Source organism: Geomicrobium sp. JCM 19039, from assembly GCF_000698145.1.
Lineage (GTDB): Bacteria > Bacillota > Bacilli > Bacillales > Marinococcaceae > Geomicrobium_A.
This window is the reverse complement of the sequence record NZ_BAXB01000034.1, coordinates 13,197-31,621: the sequence shown is the minus strand read 5'-3', so window position 1 is coordinate 31,621 and position 18,425 is coordinate 13,197. Positions and strand designations below refer to the sequence as shown.

The following is an 18,425-nucleotide window of genomic DNA, read 5'->3' as shown; positions in this document are numbered from 1 at the left end:
CTAAAATCGGTTAAAAGAGCAATCTTGCGCGCAGATGGGGGAAACTCGCGCGCAGAACGGTCGTTCGTCTTGCCCGCATGTGCCACCATCCCTGCGGCAACGGGTTCAGAGAACCATCCTTTGCATTTCAAGCCAAAAACCTAGCAAGACGTCGGCGCGGGTCGCGCGAACCGGGACCGGTTTGCGTTCGGCCTCGCTGGGGCCGACAGGTTGCTCGGTTATGGGCATCGAATTTGCGCTCCAGTTGGAACAAACTGCGCGCAAGTTTGGTGAAAACGGTGCTAAAATCGGTTAAATGAGCAAACTTGAGCGCAGAAAGTGTAAACTAGCGCGCACAATGCGAACCACGCTCCCTTGCCCCACTCGGTAAAAATACCCTTAGACTGATTCCACTGCGCGCAAACATATGAAGACATTTTTGCAACCGAGCGAATTGCTTTTAGCATTCGAAGGAACCTCACAGGTAGGGTTACATTTTTGCTACTTATGTAAAATAAGAAAAACCCCGCCGAATGGCAGGGTTTTTCTTATTTTGAAGCGATGCTTAGGCGAGTTTCTGCTCGTTTTAGCGAGGCCTTTGCACGCTTTTTGTCGACATCGCTGTCGTTACTTAGACGCTGCTCTGCGCGTGATTTCGATTGTTCGGCACGAGCTCGATCGATATCTTCTGGGCGCTCAGCAGATTCTGCTAAGATGGTTACTTTGTCGGGGCGAACTTCCATGAAGCCCCCGCTTACAGAAACCGTGTCTTCCCCATTATCTTTTTTCATACGTATTGTACCGATAATGAGTGGGGTAACGAGCGGAATATGGCCGGGAAGCACGCCAATTTCTCCGACTTCCGTTCTCGCAGAAATCATACGTACATCGTCTTCATATACGCTCCCGTCGGGGGTAACGACGCTAACATTGATCGTTTTCAAAGTAATCGTCCTCCTTCACCAACGGGTTTACATATTTTGAGCTTTTTCAACCACTTTATCAATTCCACCAACAAGTCGGAATGCATCCTCAGGGATGTCATCGTGCTTGCCTTCAAGAATCTCTTTAAATCCGCGAACTGTATCTTGAACAGGTACGTATGATCCTTGCATACCTGTAAATTGCTCAGCTACGTGGAAGTTTTGAGACAAGAAGAATTGAATACGACGTGCACGCGCTACGACAAGTTTATCGTCTTCAGATAGCTCGTCCATACCGAGGATGGCGATGATATCTTGAAGTTCACGATACTTTTGAAGTGTTTGCTGTACGCGCATTGCAACGCTGTAGTGCTCTTCACCAACAATTTCAGAAGAAAGTGCGCGTGAAGTTGATGCAAGTGGATCCACGGCAGGGTAGATACCCATGTCAGAAAGACGACGCTCAAGGTTCGTTGTTGCATCCAAGTGAGCAAATGTCGTTGCTGGAGCCGGATCCGTATAGTCATCGGCAGGTACGTAAATCGCTTGGATTGACGTAACTGAACCTTTTTTCGTTGATGTGATACGCTCTTGAAGTTGACCCATCTCTGTTGCAAGTGTCGGCTGATAACCTACCGCTGAAGGCATACGTCCGAGAAGGGCGGAAACCTCTTGACCTGCTTGTGTAAAACGGAAAATGTTGTCAACGAAAAGAAGTACGTCGGCGCCTTCACGATCACGGAAGTGCTCCGCCATCGTAAGACCCGTAAGTGCAACACGCATACGAGCACCAGGCGGCTCGTTCATCTGACCGAACACCATGGCCGTTTTCTTAATAACGCCAGAGTCCGTCATTTCGTGATAAAGGTCGTTACCTTCACGTGTACGCTCACCTACACCGGCGAATACCGAAATACCGCCGTGCTCTTGTGCGATGTTGTTAATGAGCTCTTGAATGAGTACGGTTTTACCTACACCCGCACCACCAAATAGACCGATCTTACCACCCTTAACATAAGGAGCAAGTAAGTCTACAACTTTGATTCCTGTTTCAAGGATCTCCGTCTTTGTTGTCATGTCATCAAACTCTGGTGGTTGACGGTGAATCGGATCTCTTGGTACGTCAGCCGCAACGGGCCCGTCCAAGTCAATCGCATCACCTGTTACGTTAAATACACGACCAAGTGTTGCTTCACCTACAGGTACTGAGATTGGCGCTCCAGTGTCAACTGCAGACGTTCCGCGTTGAAGACCGTCTGTTGAACCCATGGCTACGGTACGAACCGTATCATCACCAAGGTGGAGAGCGACTTCAAGTGTAACGCTAATGTCAGCATCGTTGTCTGAAGATGCTTTTTGTTCAACAAGTAAGGCGTTGTTGAGTTCTGGAAGTTCGCCACTGTTAAAGCGAACGTCAACAACTGGACCCATCACTTGAGTGATGTTTCCTTTGCTCATCCTTTTGACCTCCTTTGTAATCCTGTTGTATTTCAGAGTCGATTAGTTAGCAGCGTTTGCCCCACTAACAATCTCATTAATTTCTTGTGTAATTGCTGCTTGACGAGCACGGTTGTAGACGAGCGTTAATTCCCCTACGAGGTTATCTGCATTATCGGATGCAGCACTCATCGCGGTCATTCTCGCACCAAATTCAGCAGCTTTTGCATCAAGCAATGCACCGTAGATTAAGCTTTCTCCGTATTGTGGAAGTAAGCCTTCTAAGATGACTGCTTCGTTTGGTTCATACTCATAGCTTGGTGTAGCACTTGCATTTTCTCCAAGATCCTCAGCCAAGTCAGTAAGCGGCAATAATTTGTTCTCTGTCACATCTTGACGGATCGCACTGACAAAGTGGTTATACCACATGTACAGCTCATCAATTTCCTCGTTCTCATACATGCCAATCGCTTTACGAGTAATCGTTTTGATCTCATCAAATGATGGTGAATCAGAGAGTTCAGTTACAACCTCACTTACAGGCAGCCCGAGTCGTCTTGCGTTGTCACGGCCAATTTTCCCAACCATGATTATTGTATATTCGTCTGTAGACTTGTGTCGCTCTTTGAGTTTCTTCGTCAAATCACGAATGAGACTTGCATTATAACCGCCGGCTAGACCTTGGTCAGAAGTAATGACTACATAACCTGTCTTTTTCACTTCACGATTTTCCATCATTGGATGGCTAATGTCCGTGTCGCCAGTTGCGATACTGCCTACAACCTCTTGGATTTTCTCCATATACGGCTGATAAGCTTGTGCTTTTGCTAGGGCACGGCGCTGCTTAGAAGCCGCTACCATTTGCATCGCTTTCGTCGTTTGCTTCGTCTTCTTCGTCGAAGTAATTCTTGACTTTATCTCACGTAAAGAAGCCACTGTCGTCTCACCACCTTTTCACTGAATCGAAAACGTTACTCTGCGTCTGAAGGACTAAAGTTCTTCTTAAACTCAGAAATGACGCCGTCGAATTCTTCTTTATCAGGAAGGTTACCTGTTTCGCGGATGCCTTTGAGAAGTTCTACAGCATTGTTATCCATGTACGTGAACAATTCTTTTTCGAAGCGAAGAACGTCACTAACAGGGATATCATCAAGGAATCCGTTAACAAGAGAATAAATAATCGCAACTTGCTTCTCTACCGGAAGTGGTGAGTTCAAGTCTTGCTTTAGCATTTCAACAGTACGTTGTCCACGGCCAAGCTTCGCTTTCGTTGACTCATCTAAGTCAGAACCGAACTGTGAGAAAGACTCAAGTTCACGGAATGACGCGAGGTCAAGACGAAGTGTACCGGCAACTTTCTTCATCGCTTTAATCTGAGCTGAACCACCAACACGTGATACGGAACTACCTGCGTTAACGGCAGGTCGTACACCTGAGTAGAAAAGGTCAGACTGCAAGAAGATCTGTCCGTCCGTAATTGAAATTACGTTTGTCGGAATGTATGCAGAAATGTCTCCCGCTTGTGTTTCGATAAACGGTAGGGCTGTAATTGAGCCGCCACCTTTAGCATCACTTAGCTTTGCCGCACGCTCAAGTAGACGTGAATGTAGGTAGAAAACATCCCCTGGATAAGCTTCACGACCTGGAGGACGACGAAGGAGTAATGAAAGCTCACGGTAAGCCGCTGCTTGCTTTGTAAGGTCATCATAAATAATCAGTACGTGCTTGCCGTTGTACATGAACTCCTCACCCATTGATACCCCTGCATATGGTGCGAGGTATAAAAGTGGTGCTGGGTCTGAAGCGTTGGCAGCAACGATGATTGTGTAGTCAAGCGCACCTTTTTGACGAAGAGTCTCCGTCAAACCTACAACGGTTGATTGCTTTTGACCAATAGCAACATAAATACAAATAACGTCTTCTTCTTTTTGGTTAAGAATCGTATCGATCGCTACTTGGGTTTTACCTGTTTGGCGGTCTCCGATAATTAACTCACGCTGTCCACGACCGATTGGAACCATTGAGTCAATAGACTTGATTCCTGTTTGAAGTGGCTCATCAACGGACTTACGATCCATTACACCAGGAGCTTGCGCTTCAATTGGACGTGTTTTTACCGTTCCTGCTGGTCCTTGACCATCAATCGGTTGACCGAGTGGGTTAACGACACGGCCAAGAAGTTCTTCACCGACAGGTACTTCCATAATACGACCTGTACGTTTCACTTGGTCGCCTTCACGAATTTGATCGTATGGTCCTAAAATAACAACACCGACGTTGTTTTCTTCTAGGTTCTGAGCAAGACCCATTACACCGTTTGAGAACTCAAGAAGTTCTCCGGCTTTGGCATTCTCTAAGCCGTGAACACGAGCTGTACCATCACCAATTTGAGTGATTGTACCGACTTCGCTCGCTTCTACTGTCGACTGAAAGTTTTCAATCTGTTCTTTGATCAGCGCACTGATCTCATCAGGTTTAATGCTCATATTGTTCACCCCTATCAATTAACGATTTACACTAACAATCTTTCTTTCGAGTTTTTGCAGCTGATTGCGTACGCTGCCATCGTAGACGGTGTCACCGATACGTACGATTAACCCGCCAAGCATATCTTTATCGGTTTTGTTTACCGCATCTAGTGTGCGGTCCCCGATTTTTTTCTGGAATCGATCTGTAACGGCCTTTTGTTCTGCCTCTGATAACGGCTGAACGGAGTAGATCGTTGCTTTTTCGACGCCCATCGCTTCGTTTGCTAATGCATGATACGCAGAAATCACTTCTGATAATGCGGAAATACGGTCCCGATCAACAAGAACAAGTAATGTATTCTTCACAAAATCGTGTGCGTCAGAAAACCCGTCTTGAAGCAAAGCTCGTTTTTCGGACTTAGTAATCCGTGGATGAGCGAGGATCGACTGAAGCTCTGGAAGCGATTCGAAGACGGATGAAACGACGTTTAGTTCTTCACTTACGCGCTTTAATACGTCTTTTTCTTTCGCCAGTTGAAAGAGTGCACTTCCATAACGGCCGGCTACGGCGACGTTACTCATTTCGCTTCAACCTCTTCAAGGTAGCTGTCGATCAATTTCTGCTGCTCTTTTTCATCCAATTCTTTTTCAATCACTTTCGTTGCAATTGCAACAGAAAGGCTGGCGACTTGATCACGAACGGACTCAAGAGCTTGCTCTTTTTCACGTTCAATATCTTGAACGGCTGCTTCTTTAATACGCTCTGCCTCTTGCTTTGCATTCTCAAGGACTTCACGTGATTGTTGTTCGCTCATCTTGCTCGCTTGCTCGAGCGTTTCTTGCGCTTGAACGCGCGCTGCTTTTAACTCTTCGCGTTGTTGCTCCAAGTATTTTTCTGCTTCAACACGGCTCTTCTCAGCATTATCAAGGTCATCATTCACTTGATTCTGGCGCTTTTCCATTACACCCATTAACGGTTTGAGGGCGAACTTACCGATAACAAACATTAATACTGAAAAGGCAGCTACAGAATATATTATCGTGCCCCACTCAATACCTTCACCGAGTATCTCCATCGTTTACGCTCCTTTCGCAATACATGATACATAAGGAATGGCGAAGATCCTCATCGAAGAACATCATCGCCATCCCATCAGCTTCTTACCATTGCCTAAATTTACGCACCAACGCCGAAAAGCATTAGGATTGATACAACGATTGCGATAATCGGAACGGCCTCTGCAAGTGGGATCCCGATAAACATAAGCGTTTGTAGTGAACCACGTAGTTCTGGTTGACGTGCAACCCCTTCAAGTACTGCTTTAACGATAATTGCAACACCGATCGCTCCACCGACGGCTGCTAGTCCAGCTGCTAATCCAATTCCAAGATGCATAATGACATCCTCCTTTAATGTAGTTAAATGTTTTGAGGAATTTCTCCCCGGGTACTATTGATAACATGCTCAGTAATGTGAGCAGGCGTTATTCCAGTCTTTAATGTGACTCAACCTTATGCGACATGTAAACCATCGCAAGCATTGCAAAGATGTACGCTTGTAAGGAACCGATAAAGATTCCGAACGCTTGCCAAACCATTGTTGGCGCAAACATTGCTATTCCCCACCCAATACCTGCTGTACCAAGACCTACGATAAGCAGCATAAGTACCTCTTTGGCAAATACGTTACCGAATAGTCGCATACCAAGCGTGAGCGTGTTGGCAAATTCCTCAATGATTTTGAATGGGAACAAGAACCACTTTGGACGGAAATAATCCAACGAGTATTCTTTTGTACCTCTTAATTTAATCCCGTAAATGTGCGTTAGAATAACAACAAATGCTGCTAACGTCAGTGTCAAGAACGGATCTGACGTTGGCGACTTCCAAATTACGCTATGTGTGTCGTTCGTCGCCATTTCAAAGGGGATCCCCATCATGTTTGATACGAAAATCACGAAAAGTAAAGTGTAGGCGAGTGCAATAAAGCGGCCTCCGGTTTTCCAATCCATGTTCGCTTTAATGATCCCACGACAGAAGTCGATGACCCACTCAATAAAGTTTTGTAAGCCTGTAGGTCTCATCGCCATCTTTTTTGCACCTAAGAACGTAAAGAGAAAAACGATTAATCCGGCGATCGAAAACGTTATCATTGTTGTAACGTTAAACGTAATCGGAGCTCCGAAAAGTTCAAAGGGGGTCCAATAAATTGATTGTGCATCCATAATTTCACCTCACTTTTCGTAATTGTAATAGCATGTCCACCATAATATAGAGGTAAAGGCTTCCATATCCTGTAAGTACTGCCCACAAGGCAAATGACTCTGGATTGAAAAGCGAGACAACTACCGCAACCGCTATCATACCATAACGGATCAATAAGCTGAATCCCGCAACGACATAAGAAAATAAATTCGAAGATTCACCTGATGCCGCCGCCCCGATCACCTCTGTTTTAATGTAGGTCGACGTGAAGCTAATCATTGAGGAAAATATTCCTAAAAGAAATCCGAGGAATGAAGCGAGATAAGCTGTCGTGAACACGCCAATCAAACAGACAATGGCGACGATCATGACGACGCGAAAATAATACTTCATTCGTTGTTGCAATTGCGTATGCATTACTCATCGTCTCCAAGTAAAGACTTAATGACCTGATACGCACCGTAAAAGCCTGCTGTCATACCAATTAGCAAGCCGAGAATTAATAACAGCGGGGTTGTACCGAAATGCCCATCAGCCCAATAGCCTAGCAAAATTCCACCAAACATCGAACCAACCATTGAAAAAAGTACGGTCGACACGACGGCTGCACCTTTGTAAGGATTGCGTTTGCCGTTGTCATTGGCCATTTTGGCTACTCCCTTCAACTGTAAGCCGTTGTTCAATAAAAGAAAAAGGTCCTTTTTATTTGAACAATGCGCGCAAATTGCTTTCTCTGTACTAGGACAAGAAAAAACAATCAGCATACCCTCAGTAATCGTACAATAGCGACATTCACATGTCAACGAACGTTTTCTATGAAAAAAACCTGATGTGACAGTGTTCCTCCGAAATGAACAATGTGTCAAAACATTGACAATCGCTATAGAAACTTACTCTTTTCCTTGACACTTTCCAGTTTTTCACAAAGTGGTGGCTTTAATGACAACTCTTCGGGGCGTATTTGTTCTGCGATTAAACAACAGTGACCAGAGAACGATATCGTCCTCTGGTCCTTATCTTACTTACTCTCCAACAATAGAATTTTTGATTCTAACGTATCTTCACGATCTTTTAACTTCGCATACACGAGAACGTGGTAGAGACCTGGTTTTAGCTGGAGCTCATTGCGATCAATACGTTTTTCAAACGGCCCCTCTGGCAAATCGGTTTCATGATCGAGCGTATCGATATACGCAAATGTGTCCGGGTCATACAGTGTGATTTCAAGTTCTTCAGCCCCACCGGGAGAAACACTTCGTACATCCAATCTCCGTTTCCAGGTAATTTTCCAAACTGAAACGCACTCACACGGGGATAGTCCGGTTCATCACTGAACAAAAGGAACGGCAAAGTGATCGGTTCTGTGCCACCATTTACGCGAATGAGTCCATCCACGCGCTTAAAGTCAATGATGTCTGGTTCAATTTCAACACGTACCTTCACATTTTTCTTCTCTCCAGGTTGGAGGGTCGTCGCCATCGGCAAATGCCATCTTAAGCCTGTGCCAATAGATGAAGGCACGTCAAACGTGTATGTTCGTTTTTCATCACTATGGTTTTCAATCGTCAATTCTTTTTCTAATCGTTGGAACAGTTGAAGGTCCGGATCTGCGTCCCACACACCAAATGAGAGGGCACCTGGGTATACAAGCGTGTCACTTAAAACGGCTGCCTGAATATCCACTCTTCCAGATCCTTGTACAAACGGCGGGTACCGGTCTCCATCCTCACTTACGAGCGGCACCGCAGTGTTCATAATTGCCGCCTTCACCTGTTCAGGTCCCCAATCGGGTTTCGCTTGTTTAATCAGGGCAGCTGCTCCTGCAATATGCGGGGCGGCCATACTCGTGCCGTTTAGCGCCAAATATCCGTCGGGAACGGTACTGTCAATGTCCACACCTGGCGCGACCACATCTGGTTTAATGTCCCACGTTTGCGTGACCGGGCCGCGGGAACTAAAAATCGCCATATGATCTGTCTCTTCAATGTATGTTGTTTCCATCATTGTTTCATCGTCTTCATTTGCTTGAATCTGCTCACGCAGTTGGTTGCCGGTTTTATGATCAATCGCTGCAGCTGTAAACGCCAATGGTTCCTCGACACCGGCCATAAACGTTCCAGGTACGTTGTTCATGAGCAACACCGCAACCGCTCCTGCATTTTTCGCATTTTCGATTTTTGCGCGAATTGGAATTCCACCGCGCTCAATGAGCGCGACACGGCCTTCGGCACCTTCCAAATCTTCAGGAAGCCCCATCCCTCCATCAATTACACGGTTTTTCCGCTTTAGATCCCACGGTTTTGTGCCTTGGACAGCTTGTAAAAGAACATGCTCATCTGAACCATCCATTTTTAAGTGTGGCGCTTTGAGTGGCGGCGTTGATGCACCTACTGAAATCGCTTTTGATGCCGTTCCTGGTGAGCCAACACTCCACAAATCTGGACCGCTGTTTCCGTTTGATGTGACAGTAATAATACCCGCTTCTGTTGCTCGGTCGAGCGCCGTACTCGTCGGCCAGTCTGGACCGTTAATCGGACTGCCGAGAGACAGATTCAACACATCAACCCCATCATCAATTGCCCGCTCAATCGCGTCTAAGATGTAGGCCGTGGAACCTTGTCCTTCCGGACCAAGTGCTCTGTACACATACAGCTCAGCATCCGGTGCAACACCCTTTACACTGCCATTCGCCGCAATGATCCCTGACACATGTGTGCCGTGAAACGTCTGCGCCTTTCCTTTTACCTTCGACTCCATTGGATCATCATCGTCATCAACGACATCATATCCACCTTTGTAATTGAGGCTTAAATCAGGGTGGGTGTAATCAATGCCTGTGTCAATTACACCGACTTTCACTCCTTTTCCCGTTAACTTAACGCCACGGTGATCGAGTTCAGACCGTAAATCGTCAGCACCGATAAACGGAACACTTTCACGGAGCGACACTTCATAATCCACACCCGCATCCACAGATGTTACACCTCTTACCGCTTTCACGGCCTGCGCTTGTTCTGCAGTTAACGAGTAAGCAAGACCACGAATACTCTGGTCATACACAAAATCTGGAGTCACATTTTGCAACACATCTGCGAGCAGCTCCTCCTCGTCCTCCACATCCTCATGAAACTGCACAATATATGAACTCTTCACTTCCATAGCTTCGGTACGTACAAGACCCGTTACTAAAAAAAGAAAACAGCATCCAGCAATGATCATCAATCGTGTTCGATGTTTGCGATGTCCCATAACAGGCCCCCTTTTTCATTCTCTTTATTTTGCACCTGTTAAAGAGAATCATGCAGACCGTTTTGCGGAGCCGCGTTTTCCTGCAAAATAGGCGCCGCCAACGAGCAACGCAATCATCGCACCACCCATGATTAGCCACAACGTCATTGAATCCTCGGATGAAATAATCGATGCTTCATTTAGATCGTCCGCTTCGTCCGCCTCAACGTGAAAAGAATCGGTCCATTGCCACGTCTCTTCTTCATCAGAGATCGTCAAGTTAACTTCATAATTCCCCGGTGCACTTGTGGGCCTGGCCACGCAATAAAAAAATCTGCACTGAGCTCGGTGCGATGCTCCCGGCTTGGCGCTCATCCTCCAAAAACAATTCCCCGTCCCGGTAGATGTTCGTTTGTACGTGAAGAGGGGTCGCTGCAACCGCAACATCATTAGCTAGTTCGGCCACCAATCCCGGTTCACCGTACACCAAATCCGTACGAACCGATTGCAAATTAAGATCCGGTCGCAACGCCTCTGCTTCGTCTCGGTCGTTCATAAGTTGCATGCCAATAATGTAGGCGTACGTGTTGATCAACCCCGACGCCTCGTCATCTTGATCCATCTCTACGTACATGCCTCCAAGTATAATTCCTACTTGAACGTTATCAGGCATCGTCACCGTAATTGGCACTTCTTTCGTTTCAAACGGCTGGAGCACATGATGTTCATCATATTCAATGAGATTTTCTAATTGATTCGTTCCCGCTTCAGAATAATCCACTTCTAAATGACTCGTCGTCGTTGCCGGATGATAATTCATCACTAATTCAATCTGCTCCGCTCCGTTATTCACAAGCATCATATGTACCGTTTCCTCTTCACCTGGTTCGAGCTCCATATCAAAGTACGACGCATGCGTGTCTACTTGCGCATCAGACACGACAGGTTGTACTTGAAACATAATGTCCTCGTCATTCGCATAACCTGTCATCGGTAACCACACCCCAACGAGCATACACACACAAGCCATTGTTTTCCTTTCCATCCAGCCTTCCTCCTTTTTATTGAAAAAAGGCCCGGGCGGGCCTTTCATGACGTAGCTCATTTAGTGAGGTGTTGATTGTAGTTGCCAAGTAATTCGTGATTCTAGTTGTCTAGGGCTGTTATCACGCTCAGGAATATTTAAACTTACACGATCAATATTTGAACGCCATGTCCCTTCACCTGAGCCAGGAGCTGCCTTGATGAGCGTTTGTGACTCTCCCCCGAACACTACCTTCGTATAATTTTTGTTAACTGGTGCTGTGCCTTCTCCGGTTGGCTCACTTGCATGGATATCAAGGGAAGCATTTAAAATATAGGTTTGACGATCAGAGGACCTTAATGGATCTGCCTGCACTTTAACTTGCCAACCCATTCCATTGTAGCGTTCATCTGTAACTGTGACCGGTGCACCGACATCCAGATCATATGTTCCGTCTGACGATTGTTTTCTTTCCCCAAAGTTAAACGCGCTCGGAACTTCGTCTAACGTTAACTCACCTGGTGCTGGTAACGCCTCCGTAATGTTAATGTCCACATCGGTACTTCCAGAATCTTCAGCAAGAACTCCACTCGTCACACTGAGCAACAACAACCCAACACTTAAACCGCATAACTTTTTCACAGCTACCCTCCAAATGGCATGTTTTGTTAATGGTTTACGCTATTTATCATAAAACTATGGAATTAGATTGACAATAACTAATTCTTTTTATATAGGAAATACTTCTCGACAGGATTTTTCTCAGTTGTCGGGGGGAGTAGAAATCAAAATCAACCGGGGAGTTGTTGTCGCTTTTTAGGCGTAGATGAGGGGTGAAAAACTATGTAAACTCGTTTGTTAAAGCAGGCAGTCTTCTTTCAGCTAATCATGCATTTCACTTTGGAGGTAAGCTAGAATAAATAGGTACATCTTGTCGTAAACGCCTCCTACGGTTGCTGCATAAAGGCACTATAATGCCGACTTCGGTATTGCGTTTCCTGTTTTTGGGCACCTGATGCCGATATCCACTCTTTTTCGGTACTTCGATCCGTGTTTATACATATCCAATCAATTTGACTATTTTCCCGACGCCATGCACACAGTAAAAAGCACGTCCCACAAGGCGCAGCAAATAAAAAAACGCAAGGATAATTACCATCCTCACGTTTTTAGCGCCACTATTTTGTACCAAACAAACGGTCTCCGGCGTCGCCGAGTCCTGGAACAATGTAGCCTTTTTCATTCAATTTTTCATCGAGTGCGGCCAAGTAGATGTCCACGTCTGGGTGCTCATTTTGAACTTGTTCTACGCCTTCTGGAGCGGCGATGAGGCACATCAGCTTGATGTTTTGCGCTCCCCGTTTTTTCAAGGAGTGGATCGCTTCGACGGCGGATCCTCCTGTGGCAAGCATCGGATCGATTACGATAAGTTCACGCTCTTCCACATCTTTCGGGAGCTTAACGTAGTATTCAACAGGTTTGAATGTCTCAGGGTCACGATACAACCCAACATGACCGACTTTTGCTGCGGGGATCAAGTCCAAGATCCCATCGACCATACCGAGGCCAGCGCGTAGAATTGGCACAAGGCCGAGCTTTTTGCCGGCAATTACTTTGGACTGACCAGGACCGACTGGTGTGTTAATCGTCACTTCCTCAAGTGATAAGTCTCTTGTAATTTCAAATGCCATCAACGTGGCGACTTCATCCGTTAGTTCACGAAATTCTTTCGTTCCCGTAGATACGTCACGAATGTATGTGAGTTTATGTTGGATAAGTGGATGGTCAAAAACGTATACTTTTCCCATAATTGCCTGCACTCCTTTAACTTGTCGTATTCAGCCTTTCAAAATTCTACAGAAAAAGCGCACCCGATTCAAGTGAAATTTGCGCTCATCTGTGTCCAATTTTTGGTCACATCTCACGAAGAGTTATGGTCGTTCATCATGTAGCATCGGCTCCGATGATGAACGATACACATCAGCTTGATGTTTTTTATACAGTAAGAAAAGCAGGAGAAATCCCCTGCTTACTCGTACATTGGGAAGCGCTTCGTTAGTGCATGCACCCGCCCTTTTGCCTCGCTTAACTTGTCTTCGTTTTCGATGTTGTTTAAGACGAGTCCAATAATTTCAGCGATTTCCACCATATCTTCTTCCTTAAAACCGCGAGAAGTGACAGCCGCTGTCCCAATCCGAATGCCGCTCGTTACAAACGGGCTTTCTGGGTCAAATGGAATGGCATTTTTGTTCGTCGTTACACCTACATCATCAAGTGCCTTTTCAGCTACTTTACCCGTAAGGTTTAGCCCCGTTAGATCGAGCAGTAGCAAGTGGTTGTCGGTACCTCCAGACACAAGTTCAATGCCTTGTGCTTTTAATGACTCGCCCAACTGTTTGGCGTTCTTGACAATTTGCTTTGCGTAATCGGTAAATGAAGGTTGCAACGCCTCAAGGAACGATACCGCCTTTGCAGCGATGACGTGCATGAGTGGGCCACCTTGCAGTCCAGGGAACATCGCTTTATCGATTTTTTTTGCAAATTGTTCTTCACAAATGATGAGTCCACCACGTGGACCACGCAACGTCTTATGTGTTGTGCTCGTGACGAAATGAGCATGCGGAACAGGGTTATTATGAACGCCTGCTGCCACAAGTCCAGCAATATGAGCCATGTCTACCATTAAATAAGCATCAACTTTATCCGCAATTTCACGGAATTTCTTGAAATCAATTTCACGGGGATACGCTGACGCACCAGCAACAATAAGCTTAGGTTTATGCTCAATGGCCGCTTCTAGCACCTTGTCATAGTCAATGCGGTGATCACCATCGGTCACACCGTACTCAACGAAGTTGTACTGCACACCACTAAAGTTCACAGGACTGCCGTGTGTTAAGTGACCTCCGTGAGAAAGGTTCATTCCCAAAACAGTGTCTCCGTGATCCAAGATCGTAAAGTACACACCCATGTTTGCTTGTGCGCCAGAGTGCGGTTGAACGTTAACGTGATCGCCACCAAAAATTTCTTTCACACGATCACGCGCGAGGTTCTCAACGACATCGACGTGCTCACAGCCCCCGTAGTAACGACGCCCAGGGTAACCTTCGGCATACTTATTTGTCAGTACTGAGCCTTGAGCTTCCATGACCGCTTCACTGACGAAGTTTTCTGATGCAATCAGTTCAATCTTCTCTCTTTGTCGGGTAAGTTCATTCTGTATCGCTTCAAAAATGGCTGGGTCTTGATTGGAAACGTGGTTCATAGTACGGAAAATCCCCTTCCCTATCTTTTTCTCTATTCTATCATGAATGACCGTAACTTGAACGAGGTCCACCAATATATTTTGGACGAGTTTTCGCCATCGTGACGATTGCCCCTCCTAATTTGTGAATCGAAGGTCTGACAGGTACAGCGACATGTTTAAGGTGCATGCCAATGAGTGTGAGTCCAATATCAATGCCTGCATCGGCTTTGACGTGTTCGACCATCACCCGCTCTCCGCCTTGTGAAAATGCATGAGAAGCCAACGCCCCACCAGCCGTTCGAACAGGGGTGACATTCACTTCCTCCATGCCGAGCGCTTTAGGCACGACAAGCGCCCGGTTGATGTGTTCACACCCTTGATACGCAGGATACAATTGGTATTTTTCACAAAATACTTCAATCTCTGCATACAAATCGGCAGCGATCTCGAAAGAACCGCTGCTCCCAATTTGTTTGCCAGCTACCTCGCTCGTACTTGCGCCGATCACGAGAATGTGACCTGGCCGAAGCCGAGCCACTGCTTGTAATTCATCGAGCATCGTCTTTAAATCTGCGAATGTGCATTAGTCTAGCTCCATCATTTTTTCCACTCTACGTTGGTGACGACCACCTTCATATTCCGTTTCGAGCCATGTTGTAACGATCGCTTTTGCAAGTCCAGGCCCGATCACACGCTCACCCATCGCGAGCACGTTCGTATCATTGTGACGACGCGTCATTTCTGCACTAAACACATCGTGAACGAGCGCACAACGGATATTCTTTACCTTGTTCGCACTAATTGACATGCCTATTCCTGTCCCGCATATTAAAATGCCACGCTCATACGTGCCCGCCGCAACCGCTTCAGAGACGGGGCGCGCGAAATCCGGATAATCGACACTCTCTGTTTCATGAGCACCCACATCCTCATACTCAATGCCCATCTCCTCAAGTAACGGTACAATCTCTTTCTTTAATGCAAGACCGGCATGATCTGAACCAATGATTACTTTCATCATCCGTTCCTCCTTTTTCTCCTAGACTAATTTGTGCTGGATCTTTTGCAACAATCGTTCCAACTGCTCCGCCGTCGTCCGGTACTCATCCAAATCTCCACCGATCGGATCTGTTACTTCTTCATCCGTTTCCCCGAATTCTGAAAGCGTGAAGATCCGTTCTTTATACTCGGGATAGAGCCGGTGCAACACGTCTCGGTGAGAACGCGTCATCGTTAACACAACATCCGATTTGTCGAGCAGAGGTTCGTTAATTTGCGTTGACGTATGCTGGTCTAAGCTTTGCCCTTTCTCGCGCACAATCCTGCGTGAATGCTCAGCTGCACTCGCTCCGCCCATCGCTTGGATGCCTGCGGAACGAACCGTGAGCTCCGGCTTTGCCTTTTTTAACAGTGCCTCTGCCATCGGGCTTCGGCACGTATTGCCTGTACAAACAAATAATACACTCGTCAAGGATAGATCCTCCTTTAACCATCTCTTCTTTTAGTTTACCATCAAACGAAAAAGAGTTAAAGGAATTGAACAATATACGGGTACGCGGAATACAAGCCAAATACCGACAATACGACACCAGCGAGTAGCTCCCCGTAATCCCCAATCCGGTTTCTAAACAAGTTGCCAAGCATAAAACCGGCGGCTGTCATGATCGTCGTTACAATACCAAATGTCAAAATGACCATCGTCGCTTCTGCACCGAATACGCCAAATGAAACTCCGACAGAAAAGCTGTCAAGACTAACGATAAACGCAAAGAATAAAATTCCGGCTCCGCGAAGGCGAAACGATTGTTCACTCTTGCCACCGAGGCTTGTGAATATCATTTGGACTCCAATGACGGTCAAGATGATTCCCGCGACAAAGCTCGCTACTTGTGGTCCAAAGAACCCACTAATCCATGCACCTAACACCATTCCCGCCAGCGGCATAATCATGTGAAACAACCCTACACTTGTAGCAATCCGCCACACTTCACTTCTCCTTAAACCAGGGCCAATGCCAAATACAAGCGCTATAGAAAAGGCGTCCATCCCGAGGGCAAGCGCAATGACGAACATACTCATAAACTCAACCATAAAAAACCCCCTTGTCTGTTGTACAAGCGTATGCAGACAAGGGGGTTTTTAGACATTCGCTGCCTTATTTAATCGATTCATAATCGCCCGGCCAAGACCTTTTTCTTCAAACGACTGGATAATACACACATCCACTTCCGGTTGCAAGGCATCCACTTCCCGTAATACTTGGTACACTCTTTGCGAAACTCGGTCGAGCCGGTCTTTTTCACCGAGATTGAGATGATGGTCTGCTTGAATTTCTTTTTGTAGATCATCGGTTACCGCCGCCGCCACACGTTTTCCTTTGTTTCGGTATTGATCGATAAGCTCTTGAACCTCATTGGCTTGTTTACCACCAATGATGAGCGCCGTATCGGGAGCATAATGACGGTATTTCATTCCCGGTGACTTCGGAGTGTGCTCAGCCGTATTCGCTGTGGGTCGCATGATGGTAGTGCCGACCGCGTCTTCAATCATTTCTTCAGTTACACCGCCAGGTCGAAGGATAACCGGAACGTCCCCTGAAAGGTCGACAACGGTTGATTCTAGTCCGTACCCACATGCCCCGCCGTCTACCACTGCAGCAATACGCCCATTCAAGTCGTTCATGACATGCGCAGCAAGCGTAGGACTCGGACGACCGGAACGGTTCGCGCTCGGTGCTGCAATCGGTAACTGCACTTCTTTGAGGATGCGCCTTGCGACTGGATGGGAGGGCATTCGTATCGCTACTGTGTCCAACCTTGCGGTCACGATGTCAGGGACAAGCTGGCTTCTTTTCATCACTAGCGTCAGCGCCCCCGGCCAAAACGATTCGATTAATTGATTTGCCAACTCACTTCGTTCAAAGACGAGTGCATCAAGCTGCTCCAGTTGACCAATATGTAAGATGAGCGGGTTATCACTCGGCCGCCCTTTTGCTGTAAAAATGTTCTGTACCGCTTCTGTGGATAACCCGTTCGCCCCTAGACCATAGACCGTTTCGGTTGGAAAAGCGACCAACTCGCCATTTTTCAATAATTTGGCCGCCTCTTTCACACTGTTCGCATCGTCAAAGTTATTCACATTTAATATTTTCGTATGTTGAGAACTCACTAATAATTCTCCTTCTATCGCTCAGATCTCCTCTATATCAAGGGTTTAAGAGATGTACACATGCTTAATAAGTTATCCACATATACCGTCATGTTATCCACATACCACGTGGTGCTTGAGGATAACATCTACGATTTTTCTCCAAACCAATCTTCCCACAAATCGACGACGAAAAATCGAAATTCAGGTTCCTCGTTATCCTCAGAGTTATTCACACCCTCTGTTGATAACTCCTCTTCTTCATCATCCGTACCGATACCAAGATCGGTGAGACAGAGGGGCGGGAATAGGACACACCACCAGTTCTCTCCATTTCCTTCACCAATTTCAATGACCAATGCTTCATATAATCCTGCTGGATAAACGAGTGGCCCATATACTTTCGTCGGAAATTCTACATCGGTATCTAAAGACACATCGACAGGCAAATCGTATCCGTGATTCTCGACGACTGTCACTGCCAATTGTTCGAGGTTTCCGAGCTCTTTCTCAAATACTTCTCGCGCCTCATGTTTCGTATTTGTATCCTCAAGCATCTCTCTCGTATAAAGCGCAACTTCATCGCGGACATCACGTTTAATTTGTTGATGAACGAGGGCGTCTGAGTGAGAGAAAATGCGCAGGCGAATGGCCTCTTCCGGCACGTCATCCTCTTCCATCCAGTATTGTTGTTGACTTTCCCATGTACTTACGACCATAAATAAACAAATAAACGTATAAATAATGGCTTGTTTCATTTCGTTTCA

General features: G+C 46.3%; 22 protein-coding genes. All 22 read right to left on the bottom strand.

The window, feature by feature from the left end:
* Window positions 1-527: 527 nt before the first annotated feature.
* The 22 genes from JCM19039_RS19860 to spoIIR all read right to left on the bottom strand — a co-directional run bounded on the left by JCM19039_RS19860 (window position 528) and on the right by spoIIR (window position 18,416).
* Window positions 528-923 (bottom strand): F0F1 ATP synthase subunit epsilon, encoded by a 396-nt coding sequence (locus JCM19039_RS19860; protein ID WP_042430600.1) that lies wholly within the window; start codon window positions 921-923, stop codon window positions 528-530.
* A gap of 27 nt (window positions 924-950) precedes the next feature.
* Window positions 951-2,360 (bottom strand): F0F1 ATP synthase subunit beta, encoded by a 1,410-nt coding sequence (gene atpD / locus JCM19039_RS19855; RefSeq protein ID WP_042430597.1) that lies wholly within the window; start codon window positions 2,358-2,360, stop codon window positions 951-953.
* Between the two features lie 42 nt (window positions 2,361-2,402).
* On the bottom strand, window positions 2,403-3,275 hold the full coding sequence (atpG, locus tag JCM19039_RS19850) for an ATP synthase F1 subunit gamma (RefSeq protein ID WP_042403663.1): 873 nt from the start codon (window positions 3,273-3,275) through the stop codon (window positions 2,403-2,405).
* Between the two features lie 35 nt (window positions 3,276-3,310).
* Window positions 3,311-4,825 carry a F0F1 ATP synthase subunit alpha gene (gene atpA / locus JCM19039_RS19845; protein ID WP_042430594.1) on the bottom strand — a complete coding sequence of 505 codons (1,515 nt, stop codon included), beginning with the start codon at window positions 4,823-4,825 and terminating at the stop codon, window positions 3,311-3,313.
* A gap of 18 nt (window positions 4,826-4,843) precedes the next feature.
* Window positions 4,844-5,389: a F0F1 ATP synthase subunit delta gene (locus tag JCM19039_RS19840; RefSeq protein WP_042430591.1), complete on the bottom strand. Its 546-nt coding sequence runs from the start codon at window positions 5,387-5,389 to the stop codon at window positions 4,844-4,846.
* Window positions 5,386-5,883, bottom strand: a complete 498-nt coding sequence (gene atpF, locus JCM19039_RS19835) for a F0F1 ATP synthase subunit B (RefSeq protein ID WP_042430588.1) — start codon at window positions 5,881-5,883, stop codon at window positions 5,386-5,388. The genes JCM19039_RS19840 and atpF overlap by 4 nt, the downstream gene beginning before the upstream one ends.
* A 101-nt stretch (window positions 5,884-5,984) precedes the next feature.
* Window positions 5,985-6,203 carry a F0F1 ATP synthase subunit C gene (gene atpE, locus JCM19039_RS19830; RefSeq protein ID WP_042430586.1) on the bottom strand — a complete coding sequence of 73 codons (219 nt, stop codon included), beginning with the start codon at window positions 6,201-6,203 and terminating at the stop codon, window positions 5,985-5,987.
* A gap of 100 nt (window positions 6,204-6,303) precedes the next feature.
* Window positions 6,304-7,032, bottom strand: a complete 729-nt coding sequence (gene atpB / locus JCM19039_RS19825; protein WP_042430582.1) for a F0F1 ATP synthase subunit A — start codon at window positions 7,030-7,032, stop codon at window positions 6,304-6,306.
* A 4-nt stretch (window positions 7,033-7,036) separates the two neighbouring features.
* Window positions 7,037-7,429 carry an ATP synthase subunit I gene (locus JCM19039_RS19820; protein ID WP_042430580.1) on the bottom strand — a complete coding sequence of 131 codons (393 nt, stop codon included), beginning with the start codon at window positions 7,427-7,429 and terminating at the stop codon, window positions 7,037-7,039.
* Window positions 7,429-7,659 (bottom strand): AtpZ/AtpI family protein, encoded by a 231-nt coding sequence (locus tag JCM19039_RS19815; RefSeq protein WP_042403645.1) that lies wholly within the window; start codon window positions 7,657-7,659, stop codon window positions 7,429-7,431. The genes JCM19039_RS19820 and JCM19039_RS19815 overlap by 1 nt, the downstream gene beginning before the upstream one ends.
* 463 nt (window positions 7,660-8,122) lie before the next feature.
* On the bottom strand, window positions 8,123-10,261 hold the full coding sequence (locus JCM19039_RS19810; protein ID WP_052398987.1) for a S8 family serine peptidase: 2,139 nt from the start codon (window positions 10,259-10,261) through the stop codon (window positions 8,123-8,125).
* A 48-nt stretch (window positions 10,262-10,309) separates the two neighbouring features.
* Window positions 10,310-10,519, bottom strand: coding sequence for a hypothetical protein (locus JCM19039_RS24660; RefSeq protein ID WP_042430575.1), 210 nt, complete (start codon window positions 10,517-10,519; stop codon window positions 10,310-10,312).
* A 7-nt stretch (window positions 10,520-10,526) separates the two neighbouring features.
* Complete coding sequence (locus JCM19039_RS19800) at window positions 10,527-11,285, bottom strand: DUF916 domain-containing protein (RefSeq protein ID WP_042430572.1); 759 nt, start codon at window positions 11,283-11,285, stop codon at window positions 10,527-10,529.
* Between the two features lie 60 nt (window positions 11,286-11,345).
* A complete protein-coding gene (locus JCM19039_RS19795) occupies window positions 11,346-11,906 on the bottom strand; it encodes a WxL domain-containing protein (RefSeq protein WP_042430568.1) in 561 nt (186 codons plus the stop codon).
* Window positions 11,907-12,442: 536 nt separating this feature from the next.
* Window positions 12,443-13,072 (bottom strand): uracil phosphoribosyltransferase, encoded by a 630-nt coding sequence (gene upp / locus JCM19039_RS19790; RefSeq protein ID WP_042403635.1) that lies wholly within the window; start codon window positions 13,070-13,072, stop codon window positions 12,443-12,445.
* A 221-nt stretch (window positions 13,073-13,293) separates the two neighbouring features.
* Window positions 13,294-14,529 (bottom strand): serine hydroxymethyltransferase, encoded by a 1,236-nt coding sequence (gene glyA, locus JCM19039_RS19785; protein WP_042430559.1) that lies wholly within the window; start codon window positions 14,527-14,529, stop codon window positions 13,294-13,296.
* Between the two features lie 40 nt (window positions 14,530-14,569).
* On the bottom strand, window positions 14,570-15,070 hold the full coding sequence (locus tag JCM19039_RS19780) for a TIGR01440 family protein (RefSeq protein WP_042430556.1): 501 nt from the start codon (window positions 15,068-15,070) through the stop codon (window positions 14,570-14,572).
* 24 nt (window positions 15,071-15,094) lie between these two features.
* On the bottom strand, window positions 15,095-15,529 hold the full coding sequence (gene rpiB, locus JCM19039_RS19775) for a ribose 5-phosphate isomerase B (protein WP_042430554.1): 435 nt from the start codon (window positions 15,527-15,529) through the stop codon (window positions 15,095-15,097).
* 21 nt (window positions 15,530-15,550) lie between these two features.
* Window positions 15,551-15,982 (bottom strand): low molecular weight protein arginine phosphatase, encoded by a 432-nt coding sequence (locus JCM19039_RS19770; RefSeq protein ID WP_152550293.1) that lies wholly within the window; start codon window positions 15,980-15,982, stop codon window positions 15,551-15,553.
* 56 nt (window positions 15,983-16,038) lie between these two features.
* On the bottom strand, window positions 16,039-16,602 hold the full coding sequence (locus JCM19039_RS19765) for a manganese efflux pump (protein WP_042430551.1): 564 nt from the start codon (window positions 16,600-16,602) through the stop codon (window positions 16,039-16,041).
* Between the two features lie 48 nt (window positions 16,603-16,650).
* Window positions 16,651-17,679 (bottom strand): L-threonylcarbamoyladenylate synthase, encoded by a 1,029-nt coding sequence (locus tag JCM19039_RS19760; protein ID WP_042430548.1) that lies wholly within the window; start codon window positions 17,677-17,679, stop codon window positions 16,651-16,653.
* A gap of 128 nt (window positions 17,680-17,807) precedes the next feature.
* Window positions 17,808-18,416, bottom strand: a complete 609-nt coding sequence (gene spoIIR / locus JCM19039_RS19755) for a stage II sporulation protein R (RefSeq protein ID WP_042430542.1) — start codon at window positions 18,414-18,416, stop codon at window positions 17,808-17,810.
* Window positions 18,417-18,425: the final 9 nt, after the last annotated feature.

Excerpts from the sequence above, each read along its gene's own strand:
- atpD (WP_042430597.1), bottom strand. The coding sequence starts at position 2,360 with ATGAGCAAAGGAAACATCACTCAAGTGATGGGTCCAGTTGTTGACGTT.
- atpA (WP_042430594.1), bottom strand. The coding sequence starts at position 4,825 with ATGAGCATTAAACCTGATGAGATCAGTGCGCTGATCAAAGAACAGATT.
- JCM19039_RS19840 (WP_042430591.1), bottom strand. The coding sequence starts at position 5,389 with ATGAGTAACGTCGCCGTAGCCGGCCGTTATGGAAGTGCACTCTTTCAA.
- atpF (WP_042430588.1), bottom strand. The coding sequence starts at position 5,883 with ATGGAGATACTCGGTGAAGGTATTGAGTGGGGCACGATAATATATTCT.
- atpE (WP_042430586.1), bottom strand. The coding sequence starts at position 6,203 with ATGCATCTTGGAATTGGATTAGCAGCTGGACTAGCAGCCGTCGGTGGA.
- atpB (WP_042430582.1), bottom strand. The coding sequence starts at position 7,032 with ATGGATGCACAATCAATTTATTGGACCCCCTTTGAACTTTTCGGAGCT.
- JCM19039_RS19820 (WP_042430580.1), bottom strand. The coding sequence starts at position 7,429 with ATGCATACGCAATTGCAACAACGAATGAAGTATTATTTTCGCGTCGTC.
- JCM19039_RS19815 (WP_042403645.1), bottom strand. The coding sequence starts at position 7,659 with ATGGCCAATGACAACGGCAAACGCAATCCTTACAAAGGTGCAGCCGTC.
- JCM19039_RS19810 (WP_052398987.1), bottom strand. The coding sequence starts at position 10,261 with ATGGGACATCGCAAACATCGAACACGATTGATGATCATTGCTGGATGC.
- JCM19039_RS19800 (WP_042430572.1), bottom strand. The coding sequence starts at position 11,285 with ATGGAAAGGAAAACAATGGCTTGTGTGTGTATGCTCGTTGGGGTGTGG.
- upp (WP_042403635.1), bottom strand. The coding sequence starts at position 13,072 with ATGGGAAAAGTATACGTTTTTGACCATCCACTTATCCAACATAAACTC.
- glyA (WP_042430559.1), bottom strand. The coding sequence starts at position 14,529 with ATGAACCACGTTTCCAATCAAGACCCAGCCATTTTTGAAGCGATACAG.
- JCM19039_RS19780 (WP_042430556.1), bottom strand. The coding sequence starts at position 15,070 with ATGCTCGATGAATTACAAGCAGTGGCTCGGCTTCGGCCAGGTCACATT.
- rpiB (WP_042430554.1), bottom strand. The coding sequence starts at position 15,529 with ATGAAAGTAATCATTGGTTCAGATCATGCCGGTCTTGCATTAAAGAAA.
- JCM19039_RS19765 (WP_042430551.1), bottom strand. The coding sequence starts at position 16,602 with ATGGTTGAGTTTATGAGTATGTTCGTCATTGCGCTTGCCCTCGGGATG.
- spoIIR (WP_042430542.1), bottom strand. The coding sequence starts at position 18,416 with ATGAAACAAGCCATTATTTATACGTTTATTTGTTTATTTATGGTCGTA.